Source organism: Butyrivibrio sp. MB2005, assembly GCF_000424285.1.
Taxonomy (GTDB): domain Bacteria; phylum Bacillota; class Clostridia; order Lachnospirales; family Lachnospiraceae; genus Butyrivibrio.
In genome coordinates this window covers 1-13903 of record NZ_AUJP01000026.1, presented here as the reverse complement: position 1 = coordinate 13903, position 13903 = coordinate 1, and the positions used below count along the sequence as shown (strand labels likewise).

The window sequence follows — 13903 nt, the reverse complement described above, 5'->3', positions numbered from 1 at the left end:
AAAAAACGGAGCATTAAACTCCGTTTTTCCCGGAACCGGCGTACTGATAACCGATTCCCATTACTATTCCCTGGGCGTAATCTCCGAATTTCCTGCCAAAGATGTTGAATCCTCCCATATGTTTGGCATCTTCTTTGTTTCCAAATCTGACCTTGATCTTGTGGGAATCCATAAGTCTTAAGTCTTCCACTGTCACCTGACCGCATTTCTTGTTATTAACATAAGTTCCTTCCCTGGTGACCTCAAAGGTTACAAGCTCTCCGTACTGAGTTCTTCCATTAGGCCAGTAATCAGGATTGTTAAGGCCTTTTCTCTCACCGTAATCCCCTCCGCATAGCCAGGTAGCACACTCCTTATCGTTTATCCAGAGCGTTATGTCAGATTTCCATTCCGGATTAAAGCCCGGCGCCTCAGAACACATCTCTGCAGAAATATATATTCTGTGTACATCCGCCTTAAACGGCAATGAGAAAATCTGATTGGGGAAGGAATACTCAATATATCCCTGTCCTGACCAAAGAATCTGTGCATTTATGTGTTCCGGAAGATAAAAATTCTCTTCCCTGTCATCCATACTGATTATGCCGTTTTCATCGGCCAGTCCGCATGGTTCTGCAACGCTTACATTAGTATATGCTCCAACGGGCATCTCAATTTTCAAAACATCATCAACGTCCTTTTCAGGTTCCACAAGTCTGATATCGATTCTGTCTACATTTCTGGAGCATACCTTGATGCTGCCTCTTGTACCGGGAATCTGCTCTACACGCACCAGATCTGCCTCCTGAAGCGCTTTAATATGAGATGCGCAGCTGGATGCAGGAATCCCCAGTTCCCTTGCTATATCAGCTATACTCAAAACCTGCTTACTTATAATAGATAAAATCTGCGCCCTTATAGGCACAGAGAGCGCTCTGCCAACGGCAGTAAGTTCTTCAGGCTTCCCCAAATTTAAATGCATATTTTTAGCCACAGATTATACTTCCTCCCATCTTTTAGCATCATTTCAAAAATCAGCACCTCAAAAATTGAGGTGCCAATTAGATTATCATAATATTTTGCTGTTTAATTCAGGTTATCTTGTTGCATCCCGGCGCTTGTCAGGATGCTTTTCATAATAGGCTTCCTTATCGACGTACATCCGCTCGTCAGCCTTTCTTAGCGCTGTTCTTATTTCTGCTGAATTCTCCACGACAGCATATCCCATTGCGAAGGAAACGTCCTCATATTTTTCAGCTATGGTTCTGACCTCATCAATCTTAACTGCCAGATCGTTCTCAGTAACTCCCGGAGCTATAATGGTGAATTCATCGCCTCCTGCACGATATATATTATCCTCATCGAAGACTTCAGCCAGTACCGCAGCTGCATCCTTCAACATTTCATCACCTGCTACATGACCTTCATTATCATTAATGGCTTTAAGTCCGTTAAGATCTGCAAAAATGATGCCGACAGACTTATCAGAATACTCTGCAGTGCCATTGACATAACTGTCAACCATGTTATTCATCTCATTTCTGTTCTGTACACCGGTAAGCATATCCTTGGAGCTAAGGGTTTTAAGGCGTCCCAGCAGCAGATAATTGTATATCTCAGAACTCAGAATAAATGAAGCAGCCTCAAGGGCTTCTTTAAGACGCGGTGCCTCAGAAGATTCAAAATTGATCACCCACATATAACCAAGAAGCTCAAGTCTGTATTTCAGAGGGAAAAGAACAATGGTCTTTACTCCCGCTGCCACCAGGGACTCATACCAACCCGGATTGCGTTCTTTAACAACCTCCATTTCCTGCTGATCCTTAACTATAAGACAGTTACTGCCTGAAATTGTATCTTCCCATGTGGATGCAATCTCATAGAATCTATCACCAAAAGCTTCCTCTACTTCTCTGACTCCTAAGCTCTCATCAAAATCATCTCCAAGAACAGTGACTGTTTTTTCGACATGATCCATGGTAATCAGACAGCACCTGTCACCCTTACACAATGATCTTACAAAACCGACAATATCGCCTATCGTCTTTATAAAATTCGTTGTTCCACGGAGCATGATACAGGTCTCAAGTACGGCAGCTGCGATATCGCTGGATATATTGGACATTCTGGCAGCATCTGCTTCCTGATTGATTTCCATGGAATACGTACAATAGCAGATATTCCCATCATCAGGCCACAGCGGCATAAAAGTCATATTAAACCACACATCGAAACGATCCGGATGTGCATAGGAATGCAGACACTTTTTCTCAACTGCGGATCTGTAGCAGAAATCCTCGAAATTCAGATCCTTTGGCAGATATGTGGTGTACTCGCAGTTTGGAACAAACTTATCCGTAAGCATAGCAACCCCATCCATAGGGTGTTCTATGGAGTCAATATAAGCCTTATTGCCCGTGACAATACGTATAGTGCCGTGTCCTCCACCTTCAAGCTTTTCAACGGATACTATACAGGTCATTGCTTTTATGCTATCTGCCACATTCTGAAAATTCATAGCTGCAATCCGCCTTTCGTATGCAGAGTTACAACAAATATTGTGTCACATACAATTATAGCAAATCATTGATAATCTATTTCTTATGAACTTATTATTAATTTATGAATTAAGTATCAAAAAATCGCATTACACCATCATTTGACAGATTTTGCTGCAACAACATCCTGTTTTGCCTTCTCCATTGCAGCTATCACGTTGTCACAAAATGCGTCAAATTCAGGATCTTCCTGATATTTCTCGGGATGTGACAACACGTAATCAAGTGAAATACGAACACCCTTATGGAAAGGAATTGTTGTAGTCATGGTGGGTGCAAGCTTTTTAAGCTTACTGTTATCAAAAACTACAGATACAGCCTTATCTCCTATAAGACTTCCTGTGAAATCATAGCCGTATGCCTCTCCTGCAGCGCTCAAAAATTCTGATGAAACATGGCAGGCCTTAAGCTCTACTCCGAGGGCATCTGCGATTGTCTGATAAATCTGGTTCCAGGATAGAATCTCATCACCTGTAATCTGGAATGCTTCGCCAATTGCGTGTCTGTTACCCATAAGAGCTGTGTAACCCACTGCAAAATCTCTGTTGAAGGTCAATGCCCAAAGCGATGTTCCATCTCCCTGAATAATTACGGGTTTACCCTGCTGCATACGCTTAATTACCTGATAAAAGCCTTTATTTCCATGTACGCCAAGGGGCACATTTCTCTCATCATAAGTATGGCTTGGTCTTACGATTGTAACAGGGAAGCCCTCGCTGCGGTATTTTTCCATAAGGAATTCCTCGCAGGCTATCTTATTTCTGGAATACTCCCAGTAAGGATTGGCAAGAGTTGTTCCTTCCGTTATCACATAGCTTGCAGATGGCTTGTTATATGCGGATGCCGAGCTAATGAAAATATACTGAGCTGTCTTATCCTTAAATAATCTGTAATCACGCTCTGCAGCCTTTACATCAAAAGCGATAAAGTCGCTTACCACGTCGAATTTCATACCCTCAAGCTTTGAAAGTACGCTGTTTTCATCATTTATATCAGCTGTTATCTGATGAACGCTCTCAGGGACTTCATCTGCGCGGTTTCCTCTGTTTAATAAATAAACCTCCCACTGAGGATCCTCCGCAAGCTTTTTTACTATTCCCATACTGATTGTGCCTGTACCACCAATAAAAAGTGCTTTCATTAAAAAGTACCTCCTCTTTTATTCATCTAATATTTAATTCTAGACAAAAATAAGCCCTATCGCTGTTAATATTTCGCAATAGGGCTTATTATTATTTGTCATATGCTTTTCTCATGGCTTTTCCTGCTTTGTGGAGATGCTCATAGGATACATAACGCTCAACCATCTCATATATCACAATGTCAGGATCATAGTCTTCAATCCACTTGGGAAGCTTCTTGTTTATGTCATTCCATATAACCAGCGTATCTCCAAAGGATTCCGCAAAATCCTCCTTAAGATAATTAACGATAAAGCTGTTACAGATAATAAGGACTTTTGTGTCATTTCCCGCATTCTCATTGGTAAAATGGTATGTTCTGTAGCCGTCAAAGGCCTCATGCTCCTCGTCGTAATCCTCGTTCATGACTGCATGAGTCTCTTTTAGCTCGAATGCCTCGGACATATTGCTTCTCTTAACGCCGCCATAAAAGCTCATGCCCTGATCCGTCATGGTTATATTGAAATCATCATCTGTAAGGACCTTAAAGGGCTCATCCCTTCCCTCATTGATGACATTCATGGTCTCTGTATAGCCTATAAGCGCTCCTCTGGGAGTCCAGTGCACAGGATCGCCGTATTTACTGTAAACCTCGTAATTGGACTTTTCACTGATGAATTTATCCTTTAGTGGAATCACATTTACATCTGTGTTCTCTGCAAGAGATGTAAGCACCTGGTCCGTTCTTGAGATATCCCCGTATTGCAGCACACTGTCAGGAAAATACTCAGGGTAAATTGACTGCTTATCCCAGCACTGCATGTAATAAAACTCGGTGCCTCTCTTCTTAAGACCATCGGAAATGGATTTAAAATCAGCTGTTACTTCTGCTAATTCCTCATCAGAAAACAGGTTTGCATGCTGATAGGATTCCACCATATCGCTCTCAATGATGTTAAACTCGCCGTCGGGACCAAGTCTGTATCTGGTGCCGTCTTCCATTCTTCCGAATACGTGATATTGCAAAAGAGCATTGGCTGAAATAAGAAGATCGCGAAAGCCGATTCTGTCATCTAAATAACTCTCGATATCCACAGGAAGATTCTTATTTATGCTGCCATCCCTTACAATCTTTGGAAGTCCGGTAAGAGGCCTGTTCTCCTTCTCCGAAATGGCGTCCGGATCCCTGTTTATCGTAAGAACCGGAAGCAGCAGAATCAGCGCAACGCCGGCGATATATATTTTTTCAAAAATCTTTTTTTCCATATATTGTTACTCCGTGGGAGTTTTTAACGGTAAGCTCCTACATCTCTGAATTCTTTCGACTCTCTTAAAACTGGAAATAGATGAAAGGATTATAGGTTCCTGACATAACTCGCATGATAGAGAGAATCAGGATTCCGTAAACCACAACTATTTTTGCCACTTTACAAAGTGCCGGATTTAAGCTGTTCTCCACAGCTTTTCTAAGGCCCATGAAGCCTCCTGCTATGTCCAAAGCCGCAAGGATAAATACGAAAATAACCCAGTTGTTCAGATACCACATAATGGTAAAGCCCGGTGTTTGTGAGATTCCAACACCGAACATGGTTCCGATGTACTTAAGAGCAAGGCTGAAATTATCTGCCCTAAAGAGCACCCAGCCAAGATTTATAACAAAAAGTGCATAAATGTGGCCGAGAATCTTCAGTGCAAGGCCGGATGAACCGGCTGAAGATTTGCCTGTTGCTACGGCTCCATTACCAGCATTGCTGTTCTTGTCAGTGGGCTTTTTCCTAAAGCGTCTCTCAATGACCATGAACAGGCCATTCCAGATACCCCACAGCACAAAATGCCAGGAAGCTCCATGCCAAAGACCTGTAAGCAGGAACACTATACTGAGGTTCCTGTAAAGATGCCTTCTGTTTCCTCCAAGAGGGATATACACATAATCTCTGAACCAGGTGGACAGCGAAATGTGCCACCTTCTCCAGAACTCCGTAATACTCTTTGAAATATAGGGTCTGTTGAAGTTCTCAATAAAATGAAAACCAAAAATTCTTCCGATTCCTATCGCCATATCACTGTAGCCTGAGAAATCATAGAAAATCTGTAGTGAATAGGCTATACTTCCAATCCATGCAATTGCAACAGTGTTGTTGGTAACGCCTGCGTTCCAGACACTGTCCACAACCTCCGCCATTGTATTGGCGATGATGGCCTTTTTTCCAAGACCTATCACAAATCTGGTGATTCCCTTGGTAAAATCATCGATGGTGTGTTTTCTGTCATTGATCTCATTTGCGATATCGATGTAACGAACGATGGGACCGGCGATAAGCTGCGGGAAAAGCACCACGTAGAGCGCAACCTTAAGAGGATTCTTCTGAACCGGCACATCACCTCTGTAGACATCGATAACATAGCTCATTCCCTGGAAGGTAAAGAATGAAATACCTATGGGAAGCACGATGTTTTTAAGCTCTAAATTCAAATGAGCCAGGTCGTTTACGGTCTGTATCATGAAATCCAGATATTTGAAGTAAAAAAGAAGGAGCAGATTTACCGTAACTGCCACAAACAGGATAAATCCCGTGGGAATATGTCTGTTCTTTTTTTCTTTAGAATAAGCGATTATATAGGCCGATAAGTAATTGACGATGATACTGACAATGATGATCCACAAGTACCCGGGCTGAGACCAGCCAAAAAACACCAGACTCATTAGAAGCAGCCAGGTGTTTCTGTATGTAGGATTATTTATTATGAAATATCCGATGATGGTCACCGGAAGAAAGCAGAACAAAAATACTGTTGAGCTGAAAACCATTATTAAAATTCCATTTCTACCATATTAGTGTGTAAAACACATTTCCTATTTTAATACGGTTACGTTATTTAGCGCAATATGGACCCCGTCCCCATGGTCCATTAAATAAAAACAGTCCGGAAATGGCGAACCGGACTGTTTTTAACACTATTATATGGGAGGAATTAAAAAAGGAGTTTTATCTCGTTACTTCCGTTATTGGTTTACTACTCTTTAGTATGTTTCGTTTGGTTCAACCTCTGAGAGCTCGGGCCCTCTCGGGAAGTGCTAATACAGAAACCGGAGTCTTGTCGCGTTCCCTGTATTTTTATCTTTCTGATAATATTATCGGATAATTTGTTATTTACTTTAGGTTATATGATTAAAAAAATCATTTTTTACAGAGAAATGGTATTGAGAGGATCTTTTCCTCTAAAATATCGATTTCTGTTCCCTAAAACATCATCCATAAGCTTAAGCTTTTTCCTGTCATCACTGTTAAGCGTCTTCTTAGCAGGATCAAGTTCTTTTTCCTTACTTGAATACTTGTACGCCTTGTAAGCTCTGGCTGTCTCTTTTAAGTGCTCAACTGCTTCGTCGTACTGTTTCTGTTCACGAGCCAGCTTTGCCGGGTCATAATTTCTTTTCTTTGAATGCTTGTTAATATCCCATGCTAAATCATGGCAAATGACCATAGCGTGTACAAACTCGTTGTACTGCCTTGAATCGCGGAAAAATCCACGGCTCATGTTAGCAGTAGCAACCATGGCCTGCAAATAAGAAACGGTATCCCCATTTACAGGATATGTCTTTTTCAGACAGCCGGGAGTCTCACTACCTAAGATAGGCTGGTAATGCAATCCCTTCGACTTATTCTGACGTTTATTTCCTCCATTAACGGATTCTTCAATGTTGATCAGGTTAATGCTTTTAACAGCTTTATCTTCCTTGATAATTACAGATTCATTATCAATAATTCTGCTTTCTTTGCTTCCGGCGTTGATAATGTCATTTATAATGCCATTATGGTTTCCTTTAACGATGACATCACCTTTATATTTAGAAGTCATTGGCATAGGAGTGTCCATTACAGGAATGATGTCGGGATCGTCGACCATCTGTTTGTTTAATGGTTTTTCTATGCCGGAAACCTGCTTTTGCTGAGCCATCACTTCTTTCTGAAGGTCATTTGCACTTACCTTCTTTACATTATCCTTTTTGGCTTTAGCAAAAGGATTCTCGCCTATGTCGTCAGGCTTCTTCGCTTCAGAGTTTTCATTGCCGGTAGGTGTGTTTACATATTTCTCTTCATCTTCATTCTGCTTCTCATAATTTGAAAAGATACTAAAATCATTATCATTCTGATCTTTGACCTGGTTTTCCTTTGCCTCATCTTCGATATCATAGAGCTCAGGTTTTTTGTTTACAAAACGGAGATGCTCAAGATCATACTTAGCTTTTTCCTCAGCTTCCTTTGCTCTGCGAATTTCCTCTTCGCGCTGTCTTTGCTCTTCCCTGTATTTCTCCAGGACCTCTTCTACATCTTCATCGATGTATACTTCTCCAAGCTCGGGCTCTCTGATATTAAACATATCGCCGAACACATTATTATTTTGATTCTCATCAGGATTATGTTCAGGATCATTCTGATCGTCATTTAAATAAGGATTATCTATTATTTCCTTCTCCTGATTCTCGGAGCTTTCAATAATATTATCTCCTGAAGGAGTATTATCATTTGTATAAATTTTATCTTTTCCAGCCATTTGTTGTTCCCCCTTTTGAAACAATTAATAATTTTAGTCACATCGCTTGATCTGATGCTGATTACATCATATCAATCTTACTGTCACTGTTTTATCACACAATGTCCAACAAATGTCCGTAGCCGCATTTCTCAGTTTTATCGCTCCTACTTATTGTAGGAATCCATCCCGCTTTATACCGTGATCAGGTCGTAAATATCATGTATGAAAATCTCGGTTTTATCTGCCAGGACCAGACTTTTTTTGTATGAATCTATCTTCCTTATGGTAACTTCCTTTGTCACATATTCTCCTCCGGATTTATAGAGATCCGGAACAAAATATGTGACAAGCATTTTCACAGGACCATCTTTGATATGTGCGGCAACTTCTGAAATCTTCTCATCAAGCTCCCGTATTCGCTCCTCAGTCAGATCGATTTTTTCTGTAGTAAGGCGCCCGGTCTCTTCCACTGCATCATCATAGCCCGTAAGGGCGGCAAAGGGCATGAACTGTGCAGCCCTGTTTTCAAGAGCCATGGGTCTGTGATTTCTCGATATTGGTCTTTCCATATTTATTATGTCGTCGTATTTTCCCATTTCCCTATCCTGTCTTTGTTGCCGCTTCGCTATATTACAACCGGGCCTTAAATTCCAAGATTAGCAGTACTCAGGCCTTATGACCTCCTATCTGCCTTCCTCTGTCAAGTCCTGTTGCCCCTTCCTGCATTGAGGTTCCCTTTACTATAGCGTTATTTCCAAATCGCTTTTTTATCTCAAGAGCAGCCTCCTGAAGGGCTCTTTCCTTCTCATTCAGAACCTTTTCCTGCTGCTTTTTCTCTTCCTTTTGGTTTATATCTTCAAATAACGAAAGCTGTTCAAATGCTTCGCTTTCTATCTTTACTGCATCCGCTTCATCAATCACGTGGGCAGCTACTATATTCACGCGCCGGATAAGCAGATCCGGGTCTACTTTTTCATCAAAAATCGAAAGTGCCGCATCTATGATATGACTGCCAAGGCAGGTAAATTCTTCAAGACTCCGGCTTCCGTGGGCATGCTCCGGGACTGCTCTTCCATAGTAATCCTTTTTGATATTACCTTTGAATTTACGGGCAATTTCAGGATTATCAAGACTCTCCCTGTCATAGCCAATTGAAAGCACCACCTGATCCGTTACCTTATGTTCACCAAGAAGCTGCAAAGCCAGTGCATCAGCCATCTCTCTGACAATTATCCTTGCTTTGTCATAGGTGTAAGGGCAATGAAGGACCTGTCCCTGGCTAAGGCTGTTGTTTTCAGGCTTGTAGGCCTTTATCATCTCCATGGTGCAGGGCTCATATCCCCAGGCATGATCTATCAAAAGCTCTGCATTTATCCCAAAGGTCTTGTATAATAGCTCTTCATTATAAAAATCCCTGGCGCCACCGATACTGCATCTTGCTATATCTCCCATGGTCTCAAGACCAAGGGCTGAGAGTTTTTTCACATATCCTCTCCCGACACGCCAAAAATCCGTAAGGGGTTTGTGTTCCCATAGCTTTTCTCTGTAGCTCATCTCATCCAGCTCTGCTATACGTACGCCCTTTTCATCTGCTTCTACATGCTTGGCTACTATATCCATGGCTACCTTGCACAGATAAAGGTTGGTTCCGATGCCTGCAGTAGCTGTAATTCCCGTGTTTTTCCTAATCTCCTCTATCATGGTTGATGCCAGCTCCCTGGGGGTCATGTTGTAGATTCCAAGGTAGTTCGTCACATCCATGAAAACCTCGTCGATGGAGTAAACGTGGATATCCTCAGGTGCGATATATTTAAGGTAGCACTTGTAAATTCTGGTGCTGAGCTCCATGTATCTGGCCATTCTGGGTGTCGCTGCAATGTATCCGATTTTGAGTGATGGATTTTTGGAAAGCTCCTCGTCATCATAGGATTCACCTGTAAAAACACCGCCCGGTGCCTTTCTAAGTCTATCTCTGTTTACTTCTTTTAGCTTTTGTTCCACCTCAAAAAGCCTTGCTCTCCCCGGTATTCCCCATTTTTTCAGGGACGGCGATACAGCAAGGCATATTGTCTTTTCGGTCCTGCTTTTGTCTGCAACCACAAGGTTCGTGGTCAGCGGATCCCGGCTTATATCCATGCACTCGACAGATGCATAGAAGGACTTTAAATCTATTGCCACATAAGCTCTTTGTTTCACTGTTTTTTCCTCATGAATATTATAGTAAAGTAGCAAAGTAAGGGCAAACATTATGCAGCCTGGAAAATATTTATGACATAAAAATCCCCTAAGCAGATTTTCATATCTACTTAGGGGATTTATCACATCAGCATTTGGTATTTATAAATATTATTCAAATGAAAGTGAATCAATGATTGCTGAGAGATTGTCAGATACAGCCATATCCATCTCATCATCTCCTGCTACATGCTGTGTAAACTCGAATATAAGGTATCCACCCATATACTCTCTTACAAAAGCAGAAGCATAGAGGCCGGGGCCTGTCTGTCCGGGAACAGCATCTACATAGAAGCCTTCAACATCCTCTGTTCCGGGGAATACGCAATCTGAAACCATTGCCTGATCGCCATAGGAAGCAGCTAGATCCTCTGCAGCTGTCTTTGCATCCTTATCAACGTCGTATGTAGCAGTAATCATGCATGTTCCTGCGCAGTCACCTGTGTAAACGAATGTTGTTACAGGGCCACCCTGGTTAACTGTGATGCATGAAGGATTGTAATGTACGCTCCATCCGTTTGCATCTCTGTATACATTATCTCCACCGGTCATAGAACTCAGATAATTAACAGCACTGAAATTCTCGGGATCAGCATCTGCAACAGGCTCGAATACCAGCTCACGCTCAGGAACATCCTCGAAGCAGCCATAGATCATTCCGTTCTCAACACCTGTGATTACGAGAACATCCTTGGATTCCTCTGCGCCGCCGAAGGAAAACTCTACCTGTCCGTCAGTCTGTGTAATATCAAAGGGAACGCCCATGTCGTCGTTCTCACCGTCTGCTGTGTAACCATATGAATCATCACTGAAAACATAGAAATAGGTCTTAGGCGGATTCTCAGCATCCTTAGAGTAGTTCACATATACGCCCTTAGAAAAATAAGGTGCTGCAGGAATGTCTGTAACAGCCTCTTCTCCGGAAGCAAGAGGAACCTCTTCATCTGCTACTGTTTCTTCTACGATCTGATCTTCCTCAGTAGCATCAGCAGCTGTACTATTACCGCATCCTGCCATTGCAGCCATTGCCATCATTGTTGCCAGAGTAACTATAATACCGTTTTTAAATGTGATCTTTTTCATTGATTTTCTCTCCCTCACAAAAGAAATTTTAAATTTACATTTTGAATTATAATTTCCATTGTCCAACAAATGTCTAACACGGCTGGTTTTTGCCTATTTTAAGCCATTCTTCGTTATATAAATGGGAGATTTTTCAATAATTTTTCCGTTTTAAACCCTGAATTTCCAATAAATTCCATAGCTTTCCTTGTACTGATTATAGTGAGTTGTGAAAACAAGATTCCTATTTGTTCCTGTCAGGTCAAACTCCATCTCGCCATCACGTTTAACAAGATGATCACTGATATTGGTGATAAAATCATCCACACTCTTTTCGCTCTCTATGACAATCTCATCAGAATCTACCGCCTTCTCACAGGCAACACTCACTGCAACTCCATGGGATTTAGTCAGCATTTTTGCTGTGCCAAGTCTAGCAGAAAGCACGTAAGGTCCGTACATAAATGCGTAGGTATCCTTGCCATCCTGCAGGTTGTGACAGGTAATTTCCATAGGTAATTTAAGTACTATCTCACAGCCGCCTGAAAGCTCATCCTCGGGAACAATAATGAATCCGTCCTTTTCTTTTGCCTCATACTTACTGCCTTTTAATGTAACGGTCATCTCTCCCTTAAGCCATGTGGGAATAACAAGATACAGATCCTTAGTAAAGCTCTTGCCTTCTGCAGGAGTTACAATGATTTTTACCTCATCGGAAGATACAAAATCGCAGTCCATAGCTACCAAATAACACTCAGTTTTAAGCTCAGCTGCCATATAAAGAGCAATAACGAGTTTTTCCTTATCCTCGAAAAATACGCCGTCCTGGAGCTTTGTAAAATTCTCATAGCCGGTTCCTGTGCAGCACCAGAAATTACCGTCCAGGTTATTGAATACCTTCTGATAACCCGTAGCCATTGCCTGAAAATAAGTGGTAAAGCCGGTCTCATGATTCTGAGAAGGCATTATGGCATTTACAAAGGTTCTGTCTGCATAATCAAGATATTTCTTTTTACCTGTCTGCTCATAGAGGCGTCTTGCGAACTTAAGCATATTGTGGGTATTGCATGTCTCGTTATTTACATTGGTTCTCTCTGCATCAAGGACATTGTCCTCACCAAAATGCTCATTTTCACTGTTTCCGCCTGTCACATAGGTATGTTTGCCAATCACAATGTCAAAAAAGGCTTCGGCATAATCAAGATATCTGGTCTCCTCATGGAAGGACTCATATCTTGCAAGTGCTCCGATAAACTTAGGGATTGTGGTATTGGCATGAACGTTATTAAAAATGTTCTCTTTCCCTGACAAAACCTTCTCAAAAAGCTCTGTATCATCAAAGCGATGAGCAGCCCTCGCAAATCTTTCAAATTCAGGATGGAACAACTCACTTCCGCTCTCCTTCAGATCGCGGTTTATCTGATAAAGCTCATAGAGACAGTCATTCATTCCGCCATACTCTATGCCTAGCACGGTCCTGTTTACCTCTTCTGACCAGCTCTCTGTCCTCTTTGAAATCCAGATTCCAAGGTCGTTTGCAATCTCCAGCGCAAGAGGATCCCCTGCAATCTTAAAGGATGCATTTAAGCCGGTTAAAATCTTGTGCATTGTATACCACGGCACCCATGCCTGTGTGAAAAGCTCCTGAAGTCCATGCTCTACGTTGTCAAACTGCAAGAAGGGATTGTCTCTGAATTCCTTTGATGGGAATGATGCGCCAAACAAAAAGCCTTCGCCCTCTGTGCCTTTTACAAGCTCCTGACACTGCTTAAGAGCCACCAAAATATATGTGAGTCTGTCTGATACATCCTTTTTCTCTGAATCAGAAAGCACGGGATTAACCACAGCCTGAGCCAAAGCCGTAACATAATGTCCAAGAGTATGTCCTCCGATAAGTCCATCCTCCCACATTCCGCCGTAGCGCTTTTTTCCTTTCATAAGTGCTATACAGCCATCATCATCCAATCCCTTAATAAGTCCTGCTGTCTCGCGAAATCCCGCAAGAAGCCTGTCCGGATCCAGCAAAAGCAGATTCTTTACTTCAAGATGAAATGCTTCATCCAAATATTTGTCGTTCACACTAACGTCTGCAAGTTTTGATGCGTAGTACATTTTTTCCATAAAAAATCTCCTATAATTCTGATTTATTTTATTTTATTCTCTCTTTTTACAAAAGTGTTCCTAAAATATTTATAACGCGCCATTTTGCACAACATATATAAGAAAAGCTCTTACGTCAAATTTATATACCTATTTCTCCCGTAACTTCTCCGCTCGGTATATAAATTGAAAATGATAATTTGACTTATATACTTTTTCGATAAGCATTTCCTGTAACACTCACCCCTGGTACTTATAAAGCACAGAAAAAAGTATATAAAAGTGCATCATATTTCTATCCTTATATACCTG

At 41.6% G+C, this 13903-nt stretch carries 10 protein-coding genes; all 10 read right to left on the bottom strand.

Going from position 1 to position 13903, the window contains the following annotated elements; genetic code table 11:
• Positions 1-13: 13 nt before the first annotated feature.
• The 10 genes from G610_RS0113185 to G610_RS20890 all read right to left on the bottom strand — a co-directional run bounded on the left by G610_RS0113185 (position 14) and on the right by G610_RS20890 (position 13612).
• Positions 14-973, bottom strand: coding sequence for an ArsR/SmtB family transcription factor (locus tag G610_RS0113185; protein WP_026525182.1), 960 nt, complete (start codon positions 971-973; stop codon positions 14-16).
• Positions 974-1075: 102 nt separating this feature from the next.
• Entirely contained in the window at positions 1076-2497 is a 1422-nt protein-coding gene (locus G610_RS0113180; RefSeq protein WP_026525181.1) for a GGDEF domain-containing protein, read from the bottom strand.
• 137 nt (positions 2498-2634) lie between these two features.
• A complete protein-coding gene (locus G610_RS0113175; protein ID WP_026525180.1) occupies positions 2635-3678 on the bottom strand; it encodes an NAD-dependent epimerase/dehydratase family protein in 1044 nt (347 codons plus the stop codon).
• A gap of 91 nt (positions 3679-3769) precedes the next feature.
• On the bottom strand, positions 3770-4924 hold the full coding sequence (locus tag G610_RS0113170; RefSeq protein ID WP_026525179.1) for an alginate O-acetyltransferase AlgX-related protein: 1155 nt from the start codon (positions 4922-4924) through the stop codon (positions 3770-3772).
• 64 nt (positions 4925-4988) lie between these two features.
• Positions 4989-6467 (bottom strand): MBOAT family O-acyltransferase, encoded by a 1479-nt coding sequence (locus G610_RS0113165; RefSeq protein ID WP_026525178.1) that lies wholly within the window; start codon positions 6465-6467, stop codon positions 4989-4991.
• 377 nt (positions 6468-6844) lie between these two features.
• Entirely contained in the window at positions 6845-8212 is a 1368-nt protein-coding gene (locus G610_RS0113160) for a hypothetical protein (RefSeq protein WP_026525177.1), read from the bottom strand.
• A 173-nt stretch (positions 8213-8385) separates the two neighbouring features.
• On the bottom strand, positions 8386-8790 hold the full coding sequence (locus G610_RS0113155; RefSeq protein WP_026525176.1) for a hypothetical protein: 405 nt from the start codon (positions 8788-8790) through the stop codon (positions 8386-8388).
• 70 nt (positions 8791-8860) lie between these two features.
• Entirely contained in the window at positions 8861-10441 is a 1581-nt protein-coding gene (locus tag G610_RS0113150; protein WP_051197998.1) for a Y-family DNA polymerase, read from the bottom strand.
• A gap of 99 nt (positions 10442-10540) precedes the next feature.
• Positions 10541-11512 (bottom strand): hypothetical protein, encoded by a 972-nt coding sequence (locus tag G610_RS0113145; RefSeq protein ID WP_026525174.1) that lies wholly within the window; start codon positions 11510-11512, stop codon positions 10541-10543.
• A 150-nt stretch (positions 11513-11662) separates the two neighbouring features.
• Entirely contained in the window at positions 11663-13612 is a 1950-nt protein-coding gene (locus G610_RS20890) for a beta-L-arabinofuranosidase domain-containing protein (RefSeq protein ID WP_051197997.1), read from the bottom strand.
• Positions 13613-13903 lie beyond the last annotated feature (291 nt).

Bases quoted from the DNA above. Each gene is read 5' to 3' on its own strand.
- G610_RS0113180 (WP_026525181.1), bottom strand. From the start codon at position 2,497: ATGAATTTTCAGAATGTGGCAGATAGCATAAAAGCAATGACCTGTATA.
- G610_RS0113175 (WP_026525180.1), bottom strand. From the start codon at position 3,678: ATGAAAGCACTTTTTATTGGTGGTACAGGCACAATCAGTATGGGAATA.
- G610_RS0113170 (WP_026525179.1), bottom strand. From the start codon at position 4,924: ATGGAAAAAAAGATTTTTGAAAAAATATATATCGCCGGCGTTGCGCTG.
- G610_RS0113165 (WP_026525178.1), bottom strand. From the start codon at position 6,467: ATGGTTTTCAGCTCAACAGTATTTTTGTTCTGCTTTCTTCCGGTGACC.
- G610_RS0113160 (WP_026525177.1), bottom strand. From the start codon at position 8,212: ATGGCTGGAAAAGATAAAATTTATACAAATGATAATACTCCTTCAGGA.
- G610_RS0113155 (WP_026525176.1), bottom strand. From the start codon at position 8,790: ATGGGAAAATACGACGACATAATAAATATGGAAAGACCAATATCGAGA.
- G610_RS0113150 (WP_051197998.1), bottom strand. From the start codon at position 10,441: ATGTTTGCCCTTACTTTGCTACTTTACTATAATATTCATGAGGAAAAA.
- G610_RS0113145 (WP_026525174.1), bottom strand. From the start codon at position 11,512: ATGAAAAAGATCACATTTAAAAACGGTATTATAGTTACTCTGGCAACA.
- G610_RS20890 (WP_051197997.1), bottom strand. From the start codon at position 13,612: ATGGAAAAAATGTACTACGCATCAAAACTTGCAGACGTTAGTGTGAAC.